At 39.8% G+C, this 24,268-nt stretch carries 24 protein-coding genes and 2 pseudogenes; 18 read left to right on the top strand and 8 right to left on the bottom strand.

Annotated features, from left to right (window positions below; genetic code table 11):
- The first annotated feature begins 1 nt into the window (after position 1).
- From VXK47_RS02265 to VXK47_RS02250, 4 genes and pseudogenes are all read left to right on the top strand, one after another.
- The gene (locus VXK47_RS02265; RefSeq protein ID WP_435547151.1) at positions 2 to 1,309 is read left to right on the top strand and encodes a restriction endonuclease subunit S; all 1,308 of its coding nucleotides are present in this window, start codon (positions 2 to 4) and stop codon (positions 1,307 to 1,309) included.
- Between the two features lie 92 nt (positions 1,310 to 1,401).
- Positions 1,402 to 1,950: an endonuclease domain-containing protein gene (locus VXK47_RS02260; protein WP_435547150.1), complete on the top strand. Its 549-nt coding sequence runs from the start codon at positions 1,402 to 1,404 to the stop codon at positions 1,948 to 1,950.
- 166 nt (positions 1,951 to 2,116) lie between these two features.
- On the top strand, positions 2,117 to 3,781 hold the full coding sequence (locus VXK47_RS02255) for an ATP-binding protein (RefSeq protein WP_435547149.1): 1,665 nt from the start codon (positions 2,117 to 2,119) through the stop codon (positions 3,779 to 3,781).
- 347 nt (positions 3,782 to 4,128) lie between these two features.
- Positions 4,129 to 5,549, top strand: a pseudogene (locus tag VXK47_RS02250) (N-6 DNA methylase).
- Positions 5,550 to 5,651: 102 nt separating this feature from the next.
- On the opposite strand, the gene VXK47_RS02245 reads toward VXK47_RS02250, so the two are convergent.
- Positions 5,652 to 6,101, bottom strand: a complete 450-nt coding sequence (locus VXK47_RS02245; RefSeq protein WP_435547148.1) for an Hsp20/alpha crystallin family protein — start codon at positions 6,099 to 6,101, stop codon at positions 5,652 to 5,654.
- Positions 6,102 to 6,621: 520 nt separating this feature from the next.
- Between VXK47_RS02245 and VXK47_RS02240 the strand changes: the two genes are divergently transcribed.
- The 8 genes from VXK47_RS02240 to coaE all read left to right on the top strand — a co-directional run bounded on the left by VXK47_RS02240 (position 6,622) and on the right by coaE (position 14,223).
- On the top strand, positions 6,622 to 7,068 hold the full coding sequence (locus VXK47_RS02240) for an Hsp20/alpha crystallin family protein (protein ID WP_435547147.1): 447 nt from the start codon (positions 6,622 to 6,624) through the stop codon (positions 7,066 to 7,068).
- 87 nt (positions 7,069 to 7,155) lie between these two features.
- Positions 7,156 to 9,513, top strand: coding sequence for an endopeptidase La (lon, locus tag VXK47_RS02235; RefSeq protein ID WP_435547146.1), 2,358 nt, complete (start codon positions 7,156 to 7,158; stop codon positions 9,511 to 9,513).
- Positions 9,514 to 9,606: 93 nt separating this feature from the next.
- Positions 9,607 to 10,368, top strand: a complete 762-nt coding sequence (locus tag VXK47_RS02230) for a septal ring lytic transglycosylase RlpA family protein (protein WP_435547145.1) — start codon at positions 9,607 to 9,609, stop codon at positions 10,366 to 10,368.
- A gap of 26 nt (positions 10,369 to 10,394) precedes the next feature.
- Positions 10,395 to 10,979 (top strand): D-glycero-alpha-D-manno-heptose-1,7-bisphosphate 7-phosphatase, encoded by a 585-nt coding sequence (gene gmhB, locus VXK47_RS02225; protein ID WP_435547144.1) that lies wholly within the window; start codon positions 10,395 to 10,397, stop codon positions 10,977 to 10,979.
- A 204-nt stretch (positions 10,980 to 11,183) separates the two neighbouring features.
- Positions 11,184 to 11,669: a molybdopterin-guanine dinucleotide biosynthesis protein B gene (mobB, locus tag VXK47_RS02220; RefSeq protein WP_435547143.1), complete on the top strand. Its 486-nt coding sequence runs from the start codon at positions 11,184 to 11,186 to the stop codon at positions 11,667 to 11,669.
- Positions 11,666 to 12,448 carry an HD domain-containing protein gene (locus tag VXK47_RS02215; RefSeq protein WP_435547142.1) on the top strand — a complete coding sequence of 261 codons (783 nt, stop codon included), beginning with the start codon at positions 11,666 to 11,668 and terminating at the stop codon, positions 12,446 to 12,448. Before mobB ends, VXK47_RS02215 begins: the two co-directional genes overlap by 4 nt.
- Positions 12,449 to 12,475: 27 nt before the next feature.
- Positions 12,476 to 13,579 carry a hypothetical protein gene (locus tag VXK47_RS02210; RefSeq protein ID WP_435547141.1) on the top strand — a complete coding sequence of 368 codons (1,104 nt, stop codon included), beginning with the start codon at positions 12,476 to 12,478 and terminating at the stop codon, positions 13,577 to 13,579.
- Positions 13,580 to 13,605: 26 nt separating this feature from the next.
- Complete coding sequence (gene coaE, locus VXK47_RS02205; protein ID WP_435547140.1) at positions 13,606 to 14,223, top strand: dephospho-CoA kinase; 618 nt, start codon at positions 13,606 to 13,608, stop codon at positions 14,221 to 14,223.
- A 53-nt stretch (positions 14,224 to 14,276) separates the two neighbouring features.
- On the opposite strand, the gene VXK47_RS02200 is transcribed toward coaE, so the two are convergent.
- Both VXK47_RS02200 and VXK47_RS02195 read right to left on the bottom strand, forming a co-directional pair.
- Complete coding sequence (locus VXK47_RS02200) at positions 14,277 to 14,573, bottom strand: type II toxin-antitoxin system RelE/ParE family toxin (protein ID WP_435547139.1); 297 nt, start codon at positions 14,571 to 14,573, stop codon at positions 14,277 to 14,279.
- Positions 14,570 to 14,851 (bottom strand): type II toxin-antitoxin system Phd/YefM family antitoxin, encoded by a 282-nt coding sequence (locus VXK47_RS02195; protein ID WP_435547138.1) that lies wholly within the window; start codon positions 14,849 to 14,851, stop codon positions 14,570 to 14,572. Before VXK47_RS02195 ends, VXK47_RS02200 begins: the two co-directional genes overlap by 4 nt.
- A gap of 594 nt (positions 14,852 to 15,445) precedes the next feature.
- Here VXK47_RS02195 and htpG point away from each other — a divergent pair.
- A complete protein-coding gene (gene htpG, locus VXK47_RS02190) occupies positions 15,446 to 17,374 on the top strand; it encodes an Hsp90 family chaperone protein (protein WP_435547137.1) in 1,929 nt (642 codons plus the stop codon).
- 265 nt (positions 17,375 to 17,639) lie between these two features.
- Here the strand turns inward: htpG and VXK47_RS02185 are convergent, their stop codons facing one another.
- Positions 17,640 to 18,152, bottom strand: coding sequence for a nucleoside deaminase (locus VXK47_RS02185; RefSeq protein WP_435547136.1), 513 nt, complete (start codon positions 18,150 to 18,152; stop codon positions 17,640 to 17,642).
- Positions 18,153 to 18,163: 11 nt separating this feature from the next.
- Positions 18,164 to 18,733: a type I restriction enzyme HsdR N-terminal domain-containing protein gene (locus VXK47_RS02180; protein ID WP_435547135.1), complete on the bottom strand. Its 570-nt coding sequence runs from the start codon at positions 18,731 to 18,733 to the stop codon at positions 18,164 to 18,166.
- Between the two features lie 99 nt (positions 18,734 to 18,832).
- On the opposite strand from VXK47_RS02180, the gene VXK47_RS02175 reads away from it, so the two are divergent.
- Together VXK47_RS02175 and VXK47_RS02170 are read left to right on the top strand one after the other, a co-directional pair.
- A complete protein-coding gene (locus VXK47_RS02175; RefSeq protein WP_435547134.1) occupies positions 18,833 to 19,903 on the top strand; it encodes a deoxyguanosinetriphosphate triphosphohydrolase family protein in 1,071 nt (356 codons plus the stop codon).
- A 15-nt stretch (positions 19,904 to 19,918) separates the two neighbouring features.
- A complete protein-coding gene (locus VXK47_RS02170; RefSeq protein ID WP_435547133.1) occupies positions 19,919 to 20,518 on the top strand; it encodes a hypothetical protein in 600 nt (199 codons plus the stop codon).
- 53 nt (positions 20,519 to 20,571) lie between these two features.
- Here the strand turns inward: VXK47_RS02170 and VXK47_RS02165 are convergent, their stop codons facing one another.
- From VXK47_RS02165 to VXK47_RS02155, 3 genes are all read right to left on the bottom strand, one after another.
- Positions 20,572 to 20,790 (bottom strand): SDR family NAD(P)-dependent oxidoreductase, encoded by a 219-nt coding sequence (locus tag VXK47_RS02165; RefSeq protein ID WP_435547132.1) that lies wholly within the window; start codon positions 20,788 to 20,790, stop codon positions 20,572 to 20,574.
- 66 nt (positions 20,791 to 20,856) lie between these two features.
- A complete protein-coding gene (locus VXK47_RS02160; protein ID WP_435547131.1) occupies positions 20,857 to 21,852 on the bottom strand; it encodes a hypothetical protein in 996 nt (331 codons plus the stop codon).
- 187 nt (positions 21,853 to 22,039) lie between these two features.
- Positions 22,040 to 22,561 carry a hypothetical protein gene (locus tag VXK47_RS02155; RefSeq protein WP_435547130.1) on the bottom strand — a complete coding sequence of 174 codons (522 nt, stop codon included), beginning with the start codon at positions 22,559 to 22,561 and terminating at the stop codon, positions 22,040 to 22,042.
- 622 nt (positions 22,562 to 23,183) lie between these two features.
- Here VXK47_RS02155 and VXK47_RS02150 point away from each other — a divergent pair.
- From VXK47_RS02150 to VXK47_RS02140, 3 genes and pseudogenes are all read left to right on the top strand, one after another.
- Positions 23,184 to 23,450 (top strand): 4Fe-4S dicluster domain-containing protein, encoded by a 267-nt coding sequence (locus VXK47_RS02150; RefSeq protein WP_435547129.1) that lies wholly within the window; start codon positions 23,184 to 23,186, stop codon positions 23,448 to 23,450.
- A 107-nt stretch (positions 23,451 to 23,557) separates the two neighbouring features.
- Positions 23,558 to 24,061, top strand: coding sequence for a hypothetical protein (locus VXK47_RS02145; RefSeq protein WP_435547128.1), 504 nt, complete (start codon positions 23,558 to 23,560; stop codon positions 24,059 to 24,061).
- A gap of 44 nt (positions 24,062 to 24,105) precedes the next feature.
- Positions 24,106 to 24,268, top strand: a pseudogene (locus tag VXK47_RS02140) (ISAzo13 family transposase); the annotation flags it as partial.

The raw sequence follows: 24,268 nt of genomic DNA, 5'->3' as shown, positions 1-24,268 counted from the left end.
AATGAATGAGGATTTAAAATATAAAATTATGCTGCCAGGTGGTTGGGCAATAGTTAGCTTTGCAGAAAGCTGTGATAAAATCTCATTAAATGGAATTAAAATAAAACAAAAACAATATTTAACAGAAGGTAAATATCCGGTAGTTGATCAAGGGCAGGCGCTTATTGGTGGCTATTTTGATGACGAGAAATTAATTGTACCTGGTAAACCTCCTTATGTAATTTTTGGAGATCACACCAGAGTAAAGAAGTATATAAATTTTAGATTTATTGCTGGTGCAGATGGCGTAAAGGTTTTAAAGCCATTCGCATTCTTAAATGAAAAACTATTTTTCTATTTCCTTCATTGCATAAAGTTACCCGACAAAGGCTATGCAAGACATTTACAGTTTTTAGAAAAAACAGATATTCCCCTTCCCCCTCTGTCCGAGCAACACCGCATTGTCGCCAAAATAGAAGAACTGTTCAGCAGTTTGGATAAAGGCATCGAAAGCCTCAAAACCGCGCAGCAACAACTCAAAATATACCGGCAGGCAGTCTTGAAATGGGCATTTGAGGGAAAGCTGTCGAATAAAAATATAGTGGAAGGTGAATTGCCTGATGGCTGGCAAAACAAAAAAATTAATGAATTAGGACGTGTTGAAACAGGGACTACCCCTTCAAAAAAGAACCCGAATTTTTATTCTGATGAATACCCTTTTTATAAACCTACTGATTTGAATGCCGGAAATAATGTCGTTTCATCTACAGATGGCCTTTCTGAACTAGGGATAAAGGAAGCGCGGTTCGTACCTGCTTCATCAACACTTGTTACTTGTATTGGTGCAACAATTGGGAAAACAGGATTTATAAAAAAGGGGGGCGGATTTAATCAGCAGATCAATGCTATTATTCCTTCAAAAGAACACAATCCGAAATTTATTTATTACCAAGCAGTTAGTCCTGATTTTCAAAAACAGATACAGAATAATGCCTCTGCAACAACACTTCCAATACTAAACAAAGGTAAATTCGAAAATCTAACGATGGTTTGTTGTTTGCCTGAGGAGCAACAAACCATCGTAGCCGAAATCGAATCCCGCCTCTCTGTCTGCGATAAAATTGAAGAAAGCATTGAGCACAGCCTCAAGCAGGCCGAAGCCCTGCGGCAAAGCATTTTGAAGAAAGCCTTTGAAGGCAAACTCGTTCCTCAAGACCCCAATGATGAACCGGCAAGTGTGCTATTGGCCCGTATCAAGGCTGAGCGGGAGAGCAACAAAGCTGAGACATTACGACATCGCCAGACAAAAAAGAAGAAGGTACACTCGTGAAGACCAAGCCTCCCATCGCGGCTCCATATAAGAGGCTTTGCGGGTTAGTTAGCTCACCCTCCCCTCAATCCCCTCCCCTCAAGGGAGGGGAAGTGAATGATACCGCAATTGTTCCCAAGATAGACTCTCCCACCAGGGAAGGAGAATTGAAGGGCATGGTAACTGTTCCCAGTCCGGACTCACCCCCCAGGGAAGGGGAAGCAGGGTCTTCCTCGATCACCCTCTCCCTTGAGGGGAGAGGGCAGGGTGAGGGTGAAAATAGTAACGGCCCAAATACCGGAGCTAAACAACAAAATCTCACCCACCTCGCAAAAGACCTCAGAAAAAGATCAACCGATATTGAGTGGCTCATATGGAGCCATCTGCGGGCAGGCAGATGTGAAGGAATGAAGTTCAGACGTCAGCACCCTATTGGACAGTACATCGTCGATTTTGTTTGTCTTGAAAAAAGGCTCATTATTGAATTGGATGGGGGTCATCATGCCTTGCCTGCGGAAGCTCTGAAAGACAGACAAAGAGATGCCTGGCTTCAAAAGGAAGGTTACACGGTACTTCATTTCTGGGATAATGAGGTTTTGATGAATATGAACGGAGTGCTTGAAGTAATAAGGAAGGGTTTAATTAATTCACCCTCCCCTTAATCCCCTCCCCTCAAGGGAGGGGAAACAATTTCCAGATAAATCAATGGGTGGTAAAACAATGCCACCTCCCCTAAAAGGAGGGGGAATAATAAAGGTCTCGTACAGATGATGTAGGCCTATGTTTTGGTTCGTTTCAAGAAACTAAAATGGAGATAATTAAAAGTCTATGACCAAAGAAGAATTGATACAAAAACTAAATGAACTTCGGGGCTTGCCCGCTGAGACGGAGGTCTTTGAATTCAAAGAGGCTAAAAACGGTTATGATTTCCACAAGATAGGTAAATATTTCTCTGCGTTGTCGAACGAAGCTAATCTTAAAGGCACTCCGTATGCATGGCTGATTTTTGGGATTAAGGATCGGGGAAGGTCAATTGTCGGAAGCAGGTTTCGTCCAGAGCGTAAAGACCTTGATAGCCTTAAAGGGGAAATAGCCGGTAAAACAACGAACCGAGTTACTTTCATTGAGATTTATGAATTACTTCTGGCTGAAGGTAGGGTGCTCATGTTTCATATACCGGCAGCTCCAAAAGGAATACCTATTGCATTTGAAGGCTACTGGTACGGACGGGACGGTGAAGAATTGTCGCCTTTGAATATAGAGGAGATAGAACGCATAAGGTCACAGGCAATGATCGAAGACTGGAGTGCAGTTGTCGTGCGTGATGCAGACATAAATGATCTTGATCCTGAAGCAATCGAAAAAGCACGAAAGAACTACAAGGATAAATTTTCTTCGTTATCGGTGGATGTTGATTCGTGGGATGATTTGACCTTTTTGAACAAAACAAAATTGACCATAAAAGGAAAAATCACCCGTACCGCAATAATATTGCTGGGCAAGTCGGAATCGGAACATTTTATCAGCCCTGCTGAAGCAAAAATACGGTGGGTGCTTAAAGATGCCAAAGGGAACGATAAGGATTATCATATAGAAAGTTGCCCATTATTGTTGGCGGTTGACAAAATATATTCGAAAATCCGCAATCTTAAGTATCGCTATATGAAAGACGGCACCCTCTTTCCTGATGAAGTTGACCAATATGAGCCCTTTATTATTCGCGAGGCCGTCAATAATTGTATTGCCCATCAGGACTATACCAAGGGAGGTCGTATTAATGTTGTAGAAATGGATGATCAGTTAGTCTTCACAAATCTTGGCAGCTTCATTCCCGGTTCTGTTGAAAGGGTAGTTAGGGAAGATGCCCCCGAAGAGCATTATCGGAACAAATTTTTGGCTACGGCCATGTTCAATTTAAAGATGGTTGATACGGCTGGCGGCGGCATCAGAAAGATGTTCAATTATCAGAGAGTCCGGTTTTTCCCTTTGCCTGAGTATGAACTGTCAAAGGAAAGGGTTAAATTAACGATTATCGGCAAGGTTCTTGACTTGGATTTCGCAAGAGTGCTGGCGAAAAAACTGGATTTGGATCTTGATGATATTATTGCTCTCGATAAGGTTCAGAAAAAGAAGGAGTTAACTGACTCTGAGAGTAAGCGGCTTAAAGGGAAAAGGCTCATAGAAGGAAGAAAACCGAATTATCACATCTCTTTTGACGTTGCCGAAAAAACGAACATGCAGGCCGACTATATCAAAAACCGTGGGTTAAAAGATGATCATTTCAAAACACTGATCCTTAAGTATTTAGATAAATATAAAAAGGCATCGAAAGAAGATATAGATAAACTATTATTGGATATTTTGCCGGGCATTTTAGATGAAAATCAAAAAAAGAATAAGATCCGTAATATGATTTATGCAATGTCAAAAAAAGATAAAACCATTAAAAATCAAGGCAGTAACCGATATCCTAAATGGGTCAGGACAGCATGAATCTTAGATAAACTTTAGATAAACTTTAGATAAAGACAAAGACAGAATTGGATATAACACACTGTTAAAATTTAATATTATATAACTGCATAGCCCAGTCTAATGCGTTATGTTTTTTTATGGGTATTTTACAACACTCGTGACTTACTTGATAGTTTGAACTATGAATACCCATCAAAAGAAATAAAACATTTTTATTTTAGAATGTTATGATTTATTTCGTATAGTGAGAGAGGTTGGGATGAATTTATTACACAGGAGCAAAAAATTTGAGTAACGAAGCCAGCAACACATCCGGTATTATCAGCAAAGTTTGGAGCTTCTGTAACACACTGCGCGACGATGGCGTGGGTTACGGCGATTATCTGGAGCAGCTCACCTATCTGCTATTCTTGAAAATGGCCGATGAATTCAGCAAACCGCCTCATAACCGGGAGTTAAATATTCCGAAAGCATACACCTGGGAAAGCCTTACTGTAAAACGTGGTGCTGAATTGGAATCGCATTATACGACATTGCTTCGTGAGCTGTCTCATTCAAAAGGTATTCTGGGGCAGATATTCATTAAAAGCCAAAACAAGATTCAAGACCCGGCCAAGCTCTTTAAGCTGATTGATATGATCGACAAAGAGCAATGGACTGTAATGGGCACAGATATCAAAGGCAAGATTTATGAAGGCTTGTTGGAGAAAAACGCCGAGGATACCAAAAGCGGCGCCGGGCAATATTTTACACCGCGTGCCCTGATTAAGGCAATGGTTGCCTGTGTGCAGCCACAGCCGATGAAATCCATTGCCGATCCTGCCTGCGGCACCGGCGGATTTTTTCTGGCTGCTTACGATTACATTTCCAATTCTGAAAACTTCACGCTGACCAAAGAACAAAAAGAGTATTTGAAATACAAAACCTTTTACGGCAACGAAATCGTAGCAGGCGCAGGCTGGCGCTGATGAATATGTTCCTGCACAACATCGGCGATATTGATTCAGAGACATTTATTCTTCCCACCGATTCACTTGTAGCAGATACCGGTTTGCGTGTGGATTACGTGCTTACCAATCCGCCCTTTGGAAAGAAAAGCAGCATGACCTTTACCAATGAAAAAGGCGAACAGGAAAAAGAAGACCTTACTTACAACCGGCAGGATTTCTGGGCAACGACAAGCAATAAACAACTTAACTTTGTTCAGCATATCCGTACTATGCTAAAAACCGGCGGCAAAGCGGCTGTTGTCTTGCCTGACAATGTATTGTTCGAAGGAGGCGCAGGCGAAACCGTCAGGAAAAAATTGCTCGAAACAACCGATCTGCACACAATCTTACGACTGCCGACAGGAATTTTTTATGCGCAGGGTGTCAAAGCTAATGTCCTGTTTTTCGATAATAAACCGGCCAGTAAAGATCCCTGGACATCAGAGGTCTGGATATATGATTACCGTACCAACATCCGTCATACCCTGAAAAAATCACCGCTAAAGCTTGAAGACCTTGCGGAATTTATCGAATATTATAATGCCGGTAACCGACATAAACGAAAAGAAACCTGGCATGAAGAGATAAACCCGGAAGGGCGCTGGCGTAAATTCACTTACGATGAAATTGTAAACCGCGATAAGACCAGTCTGGATATTACCTGGCTCAAAGATAAAAGCCTCGCCGATCTCGACAATCTGCCCGACCCGGATTTATTGGCCAATGATATCATCGAAAATCTCGAAGCGGCAGTGGAAAGTTTCAAGGAAATAATGTTAAATATCAATGGGAAATAATTTAATTTACTTTCCAAACCCTATAAATGGGGGTGCATTTTTCATATAATTTAATAATCATGGAGAGCCCGTAAAATGCGGACTCTCCATGATTTATAGATCTTATTCATGAGTTACAGAGATTTGCCTGGGTTTCTCTTCTTCAGGTTTCAAAATTTCAATTTTTAACATTCCATCTTTAAATTTTGCTTTTACCGAGTCTGCATTAACAGCATATGGCAGAGTAAACGCTCTGTAAAATGATCCGGACTTTCTTTCCCTGCGATAGTAGTTTTCTTCTTTTGTCTGATTATTGATAATCCTCTCACCTTTAATGGTGATTGTATTATCTTTTATATCCACAGAAACGTCTTTCTTATCCACTCCGGGAAGTTCCGCTTTTATGTTTATGGAACCATTATCATTATATATATCAACTGCCGGTTTCCAGGTGCAAAGATTAACATCATCTTCAACATCTTTTGAACGCATAACATCATCAAAAATCCGATTTATCTGATCCTGAAAATTTGTCATACTGACAAAGGGATCCCATCTTACAATACTTGTCATAATATATCCTCCTCTGATAATATAGTCAGTAATTATTAATTAATTTTAATTATATAGGTAGTTCTATTGCCTGTGGAAAAGTTAATCATCAGTTTTTTCTTGTCAAGCCAAAAATCATTCCTGATAAAAAGACCATTTCTATTTTTGTCTTGTGTGGCCAAGACCGCTTATGTTTTCAAATACCGGTCAAAGATTTTTTTCGGATGCATGCCAGGCAGAAAAAGCATATATAATTATTGCCATGGAAATAATATAATGTTAACCATTATCTATAAGCATTCAGGCGCAAAAGGATAAAGATTTGTGTTGTTTCCGGTTTAATATATTTTCAGAAATTATTAAGAGCTGTTAGGCATTGAATTTTTGTAACTTGATTATTGGGATTTCATTTATATATTAGTTGTAAGTTAATCTGCCGCTGTAATCAAAAGGCCGGTTAATATTTCTATGATTTTATGCGGATGTTGCTAAAGGTCTCGCTGCCTAAGTAAAATTTAAGCTTATATATCAGGAGCCGAACATGGATTATATTAAAATTAAATTTGGCAATGAATTTGGATTTTTAGATTCAGGACGAAAAAAAACCATTGAAGACATGTTCAGATCGATGACCCCGATGTTTTCTTTCTCTGAACGGGCATGGAAACCTCAGATGGATATTTATGAGACTGCCAAAGAGGTTATTGTTGTTGCCGAGATCGCCGGTATTGACAAAGAAAAACTTGAAGTTGGAATAAGCAGAATGGCGCTTCGGATAAAAGGAAGTCGCAATGAACTTCCACGTATTGAAAATGCTACATTCAGGCTTGCAGAAATACAATACGGAACATTTGAGCGCATACTTTATTTTCCGGTTCCAATAGACACTGAAAATGTTTCGGCATCCTATGCTAATGGTTTTTTACAGATACGGCTTGCCAAATTATCGTCTGATAAAATGCATAAAATTACAATAGCCGATGGATAAACTTAACCAGTTTGTTTTAAACCGGTTTTAACGCTGATTTATTCCTGATTTTTTAAAAGCTCTGGATAGAGCCGTTTGGAGGTATTAATGGATCAACAGCAACCACAGTTGGATTTAAAAACAGAGAAATTCCCTGAAATTCTTCCGATCCTCCCGTTGTTTGATAGTATGCTTTTTCCAAAAATGGCTTTGCCTCTTGTAGCAATGCAGGCAGAATCTGTTCAGCTTGTTGATGAGGCAATGTCTAAAGACCGTATCATCGGTCTTATCGCTTCCAGAAAACCTGGCAGTGAGCCCTACAATCCAAAAGAGGATCTTTACACTATTGGAATAAGTGCCGTAATATTACGAATGGCAAAGTCTTATGATAACAGCACCCAGCTTCTTGTCCAGGGGCTTTCAAGATTCAGGGTTTTAGAATTTATTGAGGGAAAGCCCTACCTTATGGCCAGGGTAGAACACATAAAGGATAAAGAGACCAAAGGCAAAGAAGCTGAAGCACTTGTTTCGAATATGTTAAGCCTGTTTACAAGAATCGTTGAGCTGACACCCGGTCTTCCAAAAGATATGGCCAGTATGGCAAAATCGATTCAGGAACCCGGGATGCTGGCTGATATGGTAGCTTCGGTTATCAATACAACTTTGGATGAAAAACAGAAAATAATCGAAACCGAAGATGTGCGTAAAAGATTGAAAGAGGTTACAAAGCAGGCCACCCACCATCTGGAAATCCTCGAGCTTGGAAATAAAATACAAACTCAGGTTAAAGGGGATATGGATAAAGGCCAGAGAGAATATTATCTGAGGCAGCAGCTTAAAGCTATCAAGGAAGAGCTTGGAGAAAAAGACGATTCGGGTGTTGAAGTAGAAGAATATAAAACCAAGGTAAAGGAGAAAAACCTGCCTCCTGAAGCGCTTAAAGAGGCTGAACGCGAATTAAACCGTCTTTCACGGATGCACCCTTCATCCGCCGAGTACACTGTTGCATCAACTTATCTTGATTGGCTCACAACTCTTCCCTGGAACGATAGCACAAAAGATAATCTTGACATAAAAAAGGCGAGGAAGGTGCTGGATGAAGACCATTACGGGCTTGAGAAGGCAAAGAAGCGAATAATTGAATTTCTTGCCGTGCGAAAATTAAAACCCGAATCCAAAGGACCTATTCTTTGTTTTGCAGGCCCGCCGGGAACCGGCAAAACATCTCTTGGCAAATCAATAGCAAGGGCGCTTGGGCGCAAGTTCATACGCATATCATTGGGAGGTGTTCATGATGAGGCTGAAATCAGGGGACACAGGCGCACATATATCGGAGCTCTTCCCGGACGTATTATCCAGGGGATAAGAACTGCCGGTGCAAACAATCCGATTTTCATGCTTGATGAAATAGACAAAGTAGGGAGCGATTTTCGCGGTGATCCTTCCTCAGCGCTTCTTGAAGTTCTTGATCCGGAACAGAATTTTTCGTTTTCCGATCACTATCTGGATGTTCCGTTTGACCTTTCAAAGGTAATGTTTATAACAACGGCCAATGTTCTTCACACAATACCGCCTGCTTTAAGAGACAGGATGGAAGTTCTTGAACTTTTAGGATATATGGAAGATGAAAAGCTGAAAATAGCCAACCGTCATCTAATTCCCCGGCAGATGGAAGCACACGGGCTTAAATCCGGGAATATAGTGTTTTCAGCCGGAGCAGTTAAGAAAATTATATCCGGTTATACTCGTGAAGCAGGGTTAAGAAATCTTGAAAGAGAAATAGCAACAATATGCAGAGGAGTTGCAACCAGTGTAGCAGAAGGAACGGCAAAGCACGTTGAAATCAAAGTCCAGAATATATCAAAATATCTTGGACCTGAACGCCTGTATCCTGAAGTCCTTGCGAGAACATCCACTCCTGGTGTTGCTACTGGCCTTGCATGGACTCAGTCCGGCGGTGAAATTCTTTTTGTTGAAGCAACTGCTATGAAAGGTAAAAGAGGATTAATCCTGACAGGGCAATTAGGCGATGTAATGAAAGAATCTGCCACAGCTGCATTAACTTTTATAAGATCAAATGCCAAACTTCTGGATATCGATGAAGACTATTTTGAAAATAATGAGATACATATCCATGTTCCTGCAGGCGCAATACCTAAAGACGGCCCTTCGGCGGGAGTGACAATGCTTACGGCTATATATTCTCTGCTGAAAAATAAACCAATAGAAAAATATCTTGCAATGACCGGCGAGATTACTTTAAGAGGCCAGTTACTTCCGGTGGGAGGAATAAAGGAGAAGGTTCTTGCAGCGTATAATATTGGAATAAAAACTCTTATTTTGCCGAAATGGAATGAAAAAGATCTTTTTGAAGTACCTAAAAAAGTGCAAAAAGCCATCAAGTTTCATTTTGCAGATAAAATGATCGATGTTTTAAAAATAGCAATAAAAAATAATAACTTATAAAATATTTAATTGCATAATCCGTAGGGGCGTATTGCCATACGCCCATAGCCATACGCCCCTACGGATTAGTGATATTATTAAAAAAATAATCTGATGAAAAATATTACTGCGTTAAATTATAAATTTATTTATTCACTGCTTGTTTTCAGCCTTTTTTTGCTTTTCAGCTGTTCGGGTGGAAGACAACCGGTTTCGATTTCTACGAAATATCCCCCGCCAACCGGCTATCCTAAACCATACCAGGTTTTTGGCAAATGGTATCAGCCTATCCCCGATTCGAAAGGTTATCATGAGCGCGGAACAGCATCATGGTATGGGGAGGATTTTCATGGTAAAAAAACTTCAAACGGCGAAACTTATAATATGCATGATATGACGGCTGCCCATAAAACTCTTCCTCTTGGGACAATCGTAAAAGTATTAAATCTTGATACAAATAAGGAAATAATTGTAAGAGTCAATGACAGAGGGCCATTTGTAAAAGACAGGATAATAGATCTTTCCCATGAAGCGGCAAAAAGGATAGGAATAGTTGGCCCGGGTACAGGTTCTGTGGAAATAGCTGCTATTGGCCAGGAAGTGCAGTCCGAAACTGACCAGGCTGCTTTACTTGATTATTACTCCGGAAACTTTACTTTCCAGGTTGGGTCTTTTGCAGATAAAAGCAATGCTGAAAGATTAAAAGCCAAGCTTGAGCAAAAGTATAAAAATGCACATATAAATGTTTTTGACGATGGTAACAGAATTTATTACAGGGTCCGCGTAGGATTATGCTCAAAACTTGAAGATACCGCCAAATATGAAAAAATCCTAACGAAAGACGGGTATGCCGGTGTTATTACAATCGCTGAATAGTTCGATTATGGCTTTAGCCGGGTATTATGCATAAGTCTTATGGTGCTGATAAAACATATGTTTTTCTGGACAGAGATGGAGTGATCAACAAAGATTCCCCGGACTATATTAAAACCTGGTCCGAATTCGAATTTATTCCCGGAAGCATTGAAGCTATAAAATGTCTTTCTGAAAACAATTACCATGTCATTGTTATCACAAACCAGTCCATGATAAACCGTAAAATCTCAACATCCGGACATCTTGAATATATTCATGCGATGATGAATAAAGCTGTACAGAATGAAGGTGGAGAAATAAAGGATATCTTCTTCTGCCCCCACTCACCCGAAGAAGCCTGCACATGCCGTAAGCCAAAGCCCGGACTCATCCATCAGGCAGTAAAAAAATATAAGATAAATATCGCCGAATCTGTAATGGTTGGCGACAGCGCAAAGGATATTGAATGTGCTAAAAGAGCCGGATGCAAATACACCATACTTGTCAAAACCGGAAATTACATTAAAGCGATTAGTTTTTTGGAAGAAAAGAAAATGCTGCCCGATTATGTTGCCGCCGATCTTCTTGATGCTGTGAGATGGATAATGAAATATGGAAGAGCTGGCTCATAAGCAGTCCGGTTCATAAATCCTTTAGCAGATAAGGTAGATCTTAATGCATTTAAAGAAAGTTCGTTTTTTTTATGTTCGATAAAGGTGATTATTTCCTTGACCCCTTTTGGCTAATAATAATATTTAACTGAAGCCTTCTTCTGATGGCGGGAATTTACCTCACATTACCGTAACGGGAATATATAACTATTCAGGCGATAAATAATGATACCCATGATAATATCAATAGTCGGCAAAGCGGAATCAGGCAAAACAACTCTTGTGGAAAGATTAATTCCCGAACTTAATAAAAGGGGATATAAAGTAGGTACTGTAAAACATGCGGCACATGGTTTTGAAATTGATAAAAAGGGAAAAGACAGCCGGCGGCATATGGATGCCGGAGCTGATGCCGTGATAATAGTTTCCAATGAACGCATCATGATAAATAAAAAAAATAATAATGAAACACTTGATTCGGTTGCAACTTATTTTTCAGGTGTGGATATTATAATATGCGAAGGATTCAAAAAGGAAAATAAACCTAAAATTGAAGTTTTCAGAAAAGCCAGGCACGACAAGCCGGCTTGTATGGGTGATAATAACCTTATAGCGCTTGTAACTGATGACGATATTGATCTTGATATTCCAAAATTTGCTCATGAAGACATAAAAGGTGTTGCTGATCTCATCGAAAAGAAATTTCTATGAATACAGATACTGTAAATATTATAAAAAACTGGTTTACCGGTTATGTATCGGGTTTTTACAGAGATGACCCGGAATATAACCAGCCGGTATATCTTAAAGAACAGCATACAAAGCGTGTTTGCAGTAATATAATAATGATAGGCAAAGAGCTTGGTCTTAGTCCGCATGATTTGATAATTGCAGAAATCATTGCCTTATTACATGATATAGGAAGATTCAGGCAATATGAGTTATATCGTACTTTCGTTGATTCAGTTTCAGAAAATCACGCCAGACTGGGATTGAGGCAGTTGGGAGTCAATAAAGTTTTAAGTAAATTTCCAGGAAATGACAAACGCCTGATTTCAAAAGCCATAGCTCATCACAATGCCTTATTTCTTCCCAAAGAAGATGAAAGGACTCTTTTTTTTATCAAACTTATCCGGGATGCCGATAAGCTTGATATATGGAACCTTTTTGCTGATTATTACAATGGGAAGCGGTCTAATAACACTATGGATCTGGATCTTCCTGATGAACCGGTATTTTCGAAAAAAATTATTGAAGCCATTTCCGGACAAATAGTTGTTAACATGAAAGATTTAAAAACAAAGAATGATTTTAAACTTCTTCAGTTAAGCTGGGTGTTTGATATAAATTTCATACCTTCATTTAAAATAATAAAGCAAAATGATTATATAACAAAGATAGCAAACAGCCTTCCAGTCTCAGAAGAAATATCTGAAATTGTAAACTTAGCTTCTGATTACGTTGATACAAAGCTGGGTTTATCCTTATAAAAGCAATATGGAAATAGCCGGATTAAAATGACAGCCAGACTAAAAGTTTTTTTGATGATTTTAATGACGCTGGCGCTTTTTTTCGGCTTTCTTCATATATTTATACTGCACGGGGAAATATATAATTTTGAAAGGCTTCATATATTTCTTTTTAATCTGTGCAGCGGCGGAACAATACTTTTATATTTTACCGAAGGTAAAGAAAGGCTTTCATTAAATACCTTTTTCTTTTCTTTTCTTGCCTTAAGTTATGCAGTTTGTGCCTTTTTTAAACTTTATCCCGTTTCGATGCTGATAGCTTTAGTGCTTGCAGTAATTGTTGAAAAAATAAGGATTAAGAGATTTACTTTTCTTCCATACAATTTTTTCAATTTATCGCCGGTATCCGAAAATTTTCATCAGGCGTCCCTTTTATGTCTTTCAATCGGACTTGTTGTATCCAGCCTTGTTATCGCAAATAATGAATATTTAAAATATGTGTCTTTTCCAAAACTTACAATGGACACGTTCTTTTTGGGATTTTCTTTTCCGCTGTCATTGATAACAATGTCTGTAATGTTTTCACTCATGAAAAACAATGTAAGATTTATCATACGCCTGTTAAAAGATGCCGGTTTCTGGGCTGTTAATTTAGGAGTAATAATATTTTTTCTGTTTATCATGTTCGAAAAACCTAAGTTCCAGCTTATTGTAACTTCAATTCTTTTTATTGCGGTGGTTGTGATTTTCGTGCTTTTTGTAAAACTTGGAATAAAAGCCCAGCAAAAAAAATTTTTATCGTCGGGAATGGTGTTTCTGCTTTTTACCGCTGTTACAGGAATACTTTACATCATTTTGAAATTTCTTCCCGGATACAGCCAGGATGAATTGAAGTTTCTTTTAAGACTGCATGCCTTTGCTTCTCTTTATGGATGGAATTTAAGCGGGCTTGCTATTTTGTGCAGATATAATGATTTTCCGATAATGCTTGACTCTAAATCAATTATACTCGTTCACTGGATTACAGTAGTAATACTTGCACCTTTAGGATATTATTTTAAACCTTTTGCTGTTTCTGCTGTAGTCCTTTACGCTGTGATGCTTTATTTCGTTCTTTTCAGCAAGGGCTCCGGCAAAACACTTAACAACTGATACTTTTCAGACAGGAGATAGACATTTTGATCATAGCCGGACTTACAGGCGGGATAGCAACAGGTAAAAGCACCGTATCCGGGTTTTTAAGGCAGGCCGGTGCTGTAATAATAGATGCCGATATTATTGCCCGTGAAGCTGTTTTGAAAAATAGTCCGGCCTGGCATAAAATAGTTGAAGCCTTCGGCAAAGAAATACTTCTTCCTGATCAAGAGATAAACAGAACTTATCTGGGAGATATTATTTTTAAGGATTACAAAAAAAAAGAAATTTTAAATAAAATAGTACATCCTTTTGTATCAATAAAAACGGCTGAAATACTTGAACATATACGAAAGACATCTCCAGGCTCTATAATAATTCTTGATATTCCTCTTCTTATTGAAGCCGGAATGTATAGAAAACTGGAAGACGTAATTCTTGTTTATGTGCCCGAAAATATCCAGCTAAAAAGGCTTATGGAAAGAGACTTGATTTCCGAAAAAGATGCAATGTTTAAGATTCGTTCCCAGATGCCGATTGAAGAAAAAAAACAACATGCCACCATTATAATTGATAACAGCGGAAGCATTGAGGCGACAAGACAAAAAGCAATGGAAGTATTTAATTACCTGAAAGATAAAAAACAAAAGGCTCAGGCTTGAATAACCCATATGTGGGGCGCGAGGCTTTTTTTGCAACCCACAACAGTGGATGTTTATTCCAATATTTCCTCTATCGGCAATATCTGTTTGCCATGACGTACCGTAAGGATAGATATTTGTTCCGGTTCGATACGATAAATGATCCGATAGTTACCATAAATGAGTTCTCTAAACCGGCCGTTATCAATTTCAGGCACTATTCTGCCAATTTCCGGTGAAAATTTTAGATGCCCAATTTTCGAAAATACTGTTTTAACCCATTGTTCTGCTGCTGAAGGCTTATCCTGGGCAATGTATGCAGCTATTTCTGAAATCCTGTCCACTGCAAGTGGTGACCAGACGATATTCATTTAATAACTCGGCTTAAAACTTTTTCCATGACCTCCACATGATCTATACCCTGTCCGTTTTCTATCTGGTTTATAGATGTCTGGATATCCGTTAATAGTTCAATTTTTTCCTGCATGGCTTCATATTCGATTGCATCAATAAGGACAGCAACGCTTTTTCCATGCTGAGTAATTATAACAGGCCTTTTCGTATTATGAACTTGTTTAATAAAGTTGGCGATGCCGGTTCTTATCTCAGATAATGGCTTGATATCGTCGTTTATTCTCAGTCTTTGCATGGTGTACCTCCATGTATTTAATGTTTATTGTACAATATAACGTACAAAAGATATTAAAGCAAGTTAATGTTTAAGAGGCATATAGTAATTGTCATAAATCTGTTCCGATTGGGTATGGGTACGTATGCTATCCGCAGGAATCAAATCTGCCCTTTGCCAACGGTGGCAAATTCGCTTACATGTAATTCTAACAGCCCCGAAATAATTTACTCTCGCGAAGCCGTTTATCGTATCCACCTGTAAAAACTATATTATAAAATTTGGGGGCGTCATCGAAGCCCTTAAACAAATTTTCTGCGGTTAGCATACATACCCATACCCAATTACAACCAAGCAATCGGAATATTATTATGACAAATGCTATAATACCCAGTTCTGCCGTCTTTATCGTCAGCGGCCTATTTTAATCAAGGTGAGTCAAGAGCAGACTTGACCCATCGCCCTAATTCAATCGGAACAGATTTATGACAAATGCTGTTAAGTTTAATTTTATACTCCCATAATACAGCCACACGGGTTGACAAATTAAAAATAACACGCATTTTAGTTCATATTTATATAGTATCTGAAAACTGACTTTTGACTGGAGGAATTATGAGTAATCAAGCAGAAACCCATGAATTCAAAACGGAAGTTAAGCAACTTTTGAAGCTTATCATCAACTCTCTTTATTCAAACAAGGAGATATTTCTTCGCGAACTGATATCCAACGCGTCGGATGCCATAGACAAACTGCGATTTGAGGCCCAAACAAACCCCGACATTCTGGGTAATGACACGGAATTTAAGATTAAGCTAAACCCGGACGGAATCAAACAGACATTTGAAATCTCGGACAATGGCATCGGAATGACCTATGATGAGGTCATGGAAAACATCGGAACCATTGCTCAGAGCGGAACGGCTGCTTTCATGGCGGCCATGGAGCAGATCAAGGGCGGCACCCTTACCCCTGAACTGATCGGCCAGTTCGGTGTCGGATTCTACAGCGCCTTTATCGTAGCTGACAAGATCACACTCCTGACCAGAGCGGCCGGATCGGAAAAGGGGGTTCGCTGGGAATCCCATGGAGACGGGACCTATACCATTGAAGAAGCTGAAAAGGAAAGCCGGGGAACTTCAATAACCCTTGAACTAAAGAAAAAAGAAGACGGGGAACAGGATTTTACGGATGAATGGGTCATCAGACGCATTGTCAAGCAGCATTCCGATTTTGTCAGCTATCCGGTGGTTATGGATGTGGAAAAAGAAGAACCCATTCCGGAATCAGAACAACTCAAGGACAAGGACGGCAAGCCCCTTGGAAAGACCACCCGCAAGGTTGTAAAGGAAGAAACCTTAAACACCATGAAGGCGATATGGGCCAAGGCCAAGGAGGAGGTCGAGGACAAGGAATATGAAGAGTTTTACATGCATATCAGCCATGACTGGAATCCGCCCCTGGCAAGGCTGCACAGCAAATTCGAAGGAACCACCGAATACACCGCCCTTCTGTACATCCCGTCCAAAGCGCCCCTTGACCTGTTTAACCCTGAAGCAAAACATGGTATCCATCTTTACTGCAAAAGGGTTTTTGTCATGGACGACTGTGCGGAGCTGATGCCGGAATATCTCCGGTTTGTAAAAGGGGTTGTGGATTCATCGGACCTCAGTCTTAATATCAGTCGTGAGATTCTCCAGCAAAACGCCCTGGTGAGAAATATCCGCCAGAATCTTGTCAAAAAGATTTTAGAACTGCTGAAAGGTCTGGAAGACAAAGAATACGAAAAATTCTACGAGGAATTTGGGCCCGTTCTTAAAGTAGGTATTCATACAGACTTTGAAAACAAGAATAAAATCGCCGAATTGGCGCGATTTAAGACAAGCAAATCAGACGGCAAGTGGGTTTCACTCAAGGCGTATGTGGACAATATGCAGCCCGATCAGAAGGAAATCTACTACATCACCGGCGATAACATGGCCGCTCTCCTGAACAGCCCTCTTTTGGAGCAGCTCAAGGCAAAGAATTATGAGGTCCTGCTCATGTCCGACCCGATAGATGAATGGGTGGTTCAATCTCTCACCGAATACGAAGGCAAATCGTTGAAAAGTGCTGAAAAGGGTGACCTTGTGTTAGACAAGGTCGACAATGACAAAAAGGATAAATATGATGGTCTTTTCAAGCAACTCCGTCTGCTTTTGGAAGAAAACATAAAAGAAGTAAAACCGTCCACCCGCCTCACCGATTCGTTGGCCTGTCTTTCCGGGGCCAGTTCCGACATGAGCGCCTACTTGAAAAAAATTCTCAAGGCCTCGGGTCAAAAAACACCCGACACAAAAAGGATTCTCGAACTGAACATGGACCATCCGGTTGTAGATAAGATCAATTCGATCTTTGAAAAGGATGCTGCTGCGCCGGTTCTCAAAGATTACGCCCGACTTCTGTTTGACCTTGCTACCATCAGCGAGGGTGGCAAAATAGACGACCCTGCCGGTTTCACCCGCCGGGTGGGTGAGCTGATGTCCGACGCTATAAAATCATGAGCGTTTCAAGGATCGCTTCACCCATATGATTTCTGCCTTTCGTTTAAAGATGCCCATCGTTTCGGGCAGGCCCGATTTGCTCGTTTTTCGTGCCTGCCCGCCTCGATCTTTGGGAAGAGCAAATGGTGTCACTCATTAAAGTCTCCATTTGACCTATGACATATTTGGCAAAAGGCCAAATGTAGACTTGATCTGTATGCTTACAGCTCAAATGGGTGACGTTGAGAAGGAAACGGGCTGAAGGTTTTCCGTTAACCATCAATTCCTATGATTTCTGCGAAAGAGTATAGTGAGCCAGGAGGCTTCCCTTCCAGTAGTTATTGGTTGGATTATAAAAGTACATTTTGAAAATATTAAGACTTTCTTTGCGCAATACTCCCGGAGTTATTGATATCTTGTTGTCTTTGTACAATGGAGAAAGATCTTTTGTGTTACAATTTGTTCCTCCTCCCATAACATCCTCATATGCAAATACTATTTTCCCTATACCGGCCAGCAGTATGGCACCGAAACACATAAGGCAGGGTTCCATGGTACAATAAATTATTATTTCCTGCCTGCTTATTTCATTATAGTCTTTCATTCCGGCAAGATTTCTTAAAGCAATTATTTCGGCATGGTCGACTTCATTTAAAACGCTTTTGGCAGTTCCTTCTCTTTTGCCTGTTGCAATGATTTTATCTTTATGAACTAATACACAGCCTACAGGAAATTCTCCTTGTTCAAGTGCTGTCTGCGCAAGATTAAGAGCTTTTTCCATAAAATATTCATGATCCATTTTAATCCTTTTTAAGACTCAATTCTACAGATACTATTGTCGCATGGGCAGCTTCCATCAACATCATAGACGTATAAAATTCTTGATTCTGCTTCAGCCCTGGTTTCGGAAATAAGAGGGAAAGTAAATCCTGCCGAAAGTTTTATAAGTTCGGGTTTTGCCGGAATAGTATCAAGCCCGGTTGAAATAATTTTACCGGTTAATCCGTCAAGGATATCTGCATCCACTCCGTTTGTAACCGCGACTACCGGAACCTGGTAACCGGCTACAAGTCTTGATACCGCTAATGCAGGGCGGTGACGGGTTGTTATCGAACCGGGACCGTATTTAATTATCATGCATATACGGGTTTCCACCGATATGAGGAAATCCACTTTGATTATTGCTTTCTTGTCTCCGGCCTGGGCTAAAAGATCATAATGCGGTTTGATATCTTTTTTTTCGTATAATTTATTATTTACCAGAAGTCGGGCTATATTTTGCCTGTAGCGCTCGTCATGGGTATCTTCTAAAATTTCACCGGTAATAAAATCGGTTGTTTGTCCTAAAATTAAATGATGACCTTCCATTTTATCTTTCAATCGTTATCTTTCAAATAGTTCTTTACAATTCACCATACATGTGGATAAATCTGACAGCTTAATAAAGTCGATAAAGAATCCTATAACAGGTAAGCAAGTATGTCAATTCGTGAAAATTTTGAAAAGCGTGAAGAAGGTTTCATGTCTCCTTTTGGTTGTCCCAGTTCAAAATCCAAAGGACGCATCAGACAGGAGGACCCATGTCCGGTAAGAACAGCCTTCCAGAGAGATAGAGACAGAATAGTATATTCCAATGCATTCAGGAGATTAAAACATAAAACGCAGGTTTTTTTATCACCTCTTGGCGATCATTACAGAACGCGTTTAACACATACACTTGAGGTCGCTGAAATCGCAAGGACAATAGCCCGGGCTATGAGACTAAACGAGGATTTAACCGAAGCAATCGCTCTTGGGCATGATTTGGGGCATACGCCTTTCGGTCATGGCGGGGAAACGGCTTTAAAAGAAATATATTCTCCCGATTTTTCTCATAACGAACAGAGCCTCAGAGTTGTCGATCATCTTGAAAACAAGGGCAATGGCCTCAATTTATCCTATGAAGTAAGAGATGGCATTTTGAAGCATTCAAAAGGATATGGCAAGATACTTCCCTTTGATACTCCGGAAGAGCTGGCATTTACCGTGGAAGGCCAGGTTGTGCGTATTGCCGATATAATGGCTTATTTAAACCATGATCTTGACGATGCAATCAGAAGCGGCGTAATAAGCAGAGATCAGATTCCAAAAGAGTGTTCCGATATTATCGGTCTTACACATTCGGAACGCGCAACAACTATGATAAAGGATCTTATTTTTTCCAGCAAAGAATCTGACGGCAAACTTGTTCTTAAAATGAGTGACAACATTTATAGCGCCATGACAAATTTAAGAGAGTTTCTTTATGAAAATGTTTATCGTTCTCCCAATGTGCATAACGAATTTGTCAAAGCAAAAAAAATACTATCGGAACTATATACTTATTTTATAGATGATAAAATATTGTTTCGCGAGGAGCTGTCAAATATGGAGATGATAGACATATACAAAAAAAAGAGTCTTGGCGAAGAAACTTATGAAAGAATTGTGTGTGATTTTATTGCCAGTATTACTGATCGTTATGCCCTTAACCTTTACTCAAAAATCTTTTTACCGGCACCTCTTGTTTGATGGACTTATACCGAGATGAATTCTTTAGCTGAAAACATAATATCCCAGGAAGAAAAATACTCCGTTATTTTAGACAGGCTTGAGTTAATCTATAAAAAAATGGATGATAAATATAAGGAACTTTCCGGATATTACGGATTTTATTGCACTGGATGTGAAGACAACTGTTGTTTTACAAGATTTTACCACCACACATTTGCGGAGTATCTTTATATAAAAAAAGGTCTTGATACACTTGATGCGGTAAACAGGAAAGAAATAAAAGAAAAAGCGGTTTTAATTTGCAGGCAGACAGAAGAACTGGACAAATACCGTTCACAGGTTCATCTTTTGTGCCCTTTAAATTATGAAGGAATGTGTGTTTTATACGCATATCGCCCTATGATATGCAGGCTGCACGGCCTTCCCCACGAGCTTGTTCTGCCCGGCAGAGAAAAAAGCTTAAGCCCCGGATGTGATGAGTTTAAATCTCAATGCGGTGGTAAAGAGTATATGAAATTTGACAGAACTCCTTTTTATGTTGAAATGGCCGGAATTGAACAAGATATAAAAAAAGCACTGGATATTTCCGAAAGGATAAAGATGACGGTAGCCCAGATGCTGACAACTCTGTAACGAATCACCAATTACTTTCAACACCGGTTTCAATTATTTCAATATGAATTTCTTTATGTACTATAACAAGGAAAAGTCTGAGATATATCTACAATTGTAGCCTGGCCGCCTTCTTTCTTTATGGCGCTGACAGTACTTTCCAGGTCATTATGCCCCCGTGCCACAACCACAACACGGCAACCGTTGCGGCCCAGCTCTTCAGAGATCGAACGCCCTATACCGTGTGACCCTGCTGTAACGACAGATAGTTTTCCCTTAATTCCCAGATCCATTTTGCTCTCCCTTTTTTGCAAATAAAAGATATCTGTTATAAAAGGTATCTACCTTTCTATCCCTATCTATTTCATATTCAATGAAGACCTGTTGATTTGCACCCAAATAACAGCCTTCTTGGGAGATCCTTTGTAGGTACACTCTGCAAATGAAATTTCGTCAAATGGTCCGGAAGAGGACGCTTTAACCAGTATGCCCATATTGTTCAGCCGAATAGTAAGTGGGATCATTTTTAAATGCCGGTCAATATCCATCAACACTTCAGTTACGTGTCTGAGATGACTTTCAGGCGTGTCCGGATTTCTTCCGAGCACTTCTATTTTCCGGTTAATATCATTGATAATCTGCTTTGCTTCACTGGCAACATTTTTGTTGCCCAATTTTGCAGAGCGATTTTTATTTTCTTCCGACAGCTTTAGCTTTATCTCAAGAATGTCCTGCTGTCTTTCAAACTCTTCTTTAAGCAATTTCAAATCTGCAATTTTATCCAGCTCATGAGTAAACAACAGAACAAGTATCCGGTGCTGCAATTCTTTCTGTGCGGTTGCCATATCCGGGTGAGGCACAACAATGATGGGTTCTTCAAAAGATACTGATTGTTGCAAAACATCCTTTTGCACAATTTCGCCGATAAGTTCCACGCCGAAAGAGATCTTTTCCTTGTATTGTGTGACCAGCAAACCGAAAAGTTTGTCCGAATTATTCTGTTTAAAGGCATTTTGTACGCTGCGGCAATTGTTAAACCACCGTGAAAATTCATTGCGGCTTGTGAAGACGGTTTTTAAAACCGGAGAGTTTCCCCAGAGTGCAGGATCGAGGCTTATGGGGCCGGGAATTTGTTCCGTCATTCCGGCTATCGTTTCCAGGGCGAGAAGAACAGGCTTTTTTAGCTTACCGCGATAATTTGGGACCAGGGGAATTTTGGTCTTGGTCTCGGAAAGAATCCGGTTAATTTCATTAATCAAGGCCTTTTCATGCTTTAGGTGCTCACGGTGAACGGCCAGTTTTCCTATAAATTGTTTACGCCAGTTTTTTAACGAATTAAATAGATTAACGCCCATTATCCGACCTCAGCGTGCCCGCAGTTTGATTTGTTGATCAAGAATATTCAGCGCTTTATTTCATTACCTCCAAAATCATACAGGGTATAATCAGGAACCCTGTATTCCATGCTCCATACAAATACCTGAAACTATAATTAAAACTTGCTGATGTCAACGATATAATTCTTTGCCTGTTTCATCCTCGTCACCCTAATCGTATCTCATCAAAATATTTCTTGACGCTGGCGACTGTCGATTTAAACATCCTTGAACCTGCCATTACCGTGAATATGTCATCCACGTTCCCGCAGGTCCTGGCAAATTCCGGCCCTATAATAACTGCAGGTTCAGGCGCTTTTGGCTGTTTTTTCATAGCTTCTATATACATTTCAAGACGTTGCTTTAATATAAGAAAATAGTCAATTTTCTGACCAATCATAAGATAAGTTGTTTCAAAAATGTTTTGCGAATACTGATAAACCTCTTTCCAGTAAAACGCTGCAAGTTGGTCCTTATGCATAAAGTTTTCAAGAAAATAGGTTATACTCCATCCGGTGCTTATAAATTTCAATATCTGGAGTTCATATTCGACTGTTTCCCGTTTAATCTTCGCCTCCGCCGGCAAAAGCGACATAATCGTTTTTAAGTCCTGACGATCAATAGCAAAATTAAACAGACCCTCTCCGGCTTTTTCGATTCCTGATCTTTCTGTTTTTGATTTTTCCATGAGCCTTATTAATAAAAAATAGTTTGTTCACTTCACATATCAGTCCGGATTACTGATGGCGGCCCATCAGAAACTAAAGGGCCCGCTGTCCTTATTTACCATATGAGCAATTTCATATATGCGTTTGAGCCAAAAACTCACAAGCCTGTCATTCCCACGACGTTTCCGGGCGGAAACCCGGTTTGTACCTTACTGGAATTATGGATGCCCGACAAGAGCATCCGTGCATGGTAAAACGGTTTGCAATTGCCTCAATTATGTTTTGGATAATATCAAAAACTATAAGCCCGGTCAAGAAGACAAAAAATACAATCATACACACCCCCACCCAATAGATTAGAATAAGCTGCAATAGGAACCGCAGACAAACTCTATAAGCTTTTTTCTCAATCGCATTCAATTTAATCATTTTGATTAATACGTTTAAAAAAAATCGTATAATTTGATTTCAAATGCAGCAACTCAAAAATAAATTGTGACACCCATAAAAAAATCATGGGGGTATCTAAGAATTATTCATTTTTGCACAATATTTTGCCTTGACCTTTTCTGCTATTTTTTCTGCTATTACTGTATATTGTTACCACTTTTAAACAATATAAAACTATTTTGGATAATGGATATGACTTTCTGGCGCGTTCCGTTTGATGCAAATGATATAGAAGTTTCCAGGGGCACGGTATATATCCTTGATGACAGATGTAAAGGATGCGGATATTGCATTGAATATTGCCCAAAGCAAATGCTTGAATTTTCATCAAAATTCAATAAAAAAGGATATCACCCTCCTGTTGCAAAAAATCCGGATGACTGTGTGAACTGCCATTACTGTGAAATCATCTGTCCGGAATTTGCAATCTATTCAACAGAAGCCAGTTCGTCAACGTGAACATAAGGGATCAGAGAGATCATGGTTATGAGCTATTTTTACCTTGAACCCGCGAATTTTTGAATCCCGGGACCCTTTCTCTTAATCAAATATTTAAACGAGGATAAATGAAACCAGCTGTACTTACAGGCGCACATTATATTACAGGCGATGAGGCCTGTGCAGAAGGAGCCCTTGCTGCAGGGTGCAAGTTTTTTGGCGGCTATCCCATTACACCTGCAACCGAAGTGGCCGAACGCATGTCTGAAAGGCTTCCGGAAGTCGGCGGAACTTTTATTCAGATGGAAGATGAAATTGCCACAATGGCATCCATTCTTGGCGCTTCATGCGCCGGAGTCAAAAGCATGACTGCAACATCAGGCCCGGATTTCAGTCTGATGATGGAAAACATAGGACTTGGAATTGTTACGGAAACACCATGTGTTGTAGTTAATGTGCAACGTGCCGGTCCTTCCACTGGGCTTCCCACAATGGGGGCACAGGCAGATATGATGCAGGCCAAATGGGGATCACATGGAGATTATGAAATCATCGCCCTTGCCCCGTCTTCTCCTCAGGATATTTTTTATCAGACAATAACAGCCTTTAGTAACTTAGCAATAATAAATTGAACAATTATGTTGACATTTAGCTACGGTAATGATATGCATTATGTATGTCAAACACTGTTGAGAAAATCAAGGTAAAGTATGGGTATTTACGTTCACATTTAGATGAGAAGGTTCTTCGTCTATGGGCGGCGGTAGAAGCACAGTCACTAGGCAGAGGGGGTATCTCCCAAGTGTCGGAGGCTACTTCATTATCAAGAACGACTATAT

It is taken from the genome of Desulfobacterium sp. N47, from assembly GCF_051233685.1.
Lineage (GTDB): Bacteria > Desulfobacterota > Desulfobacteria > Desulfobacterales > RPRI01 > RPRI01.
This window is presented reverse-complemented; position numbering and strand designations above follow the sequence as displayed.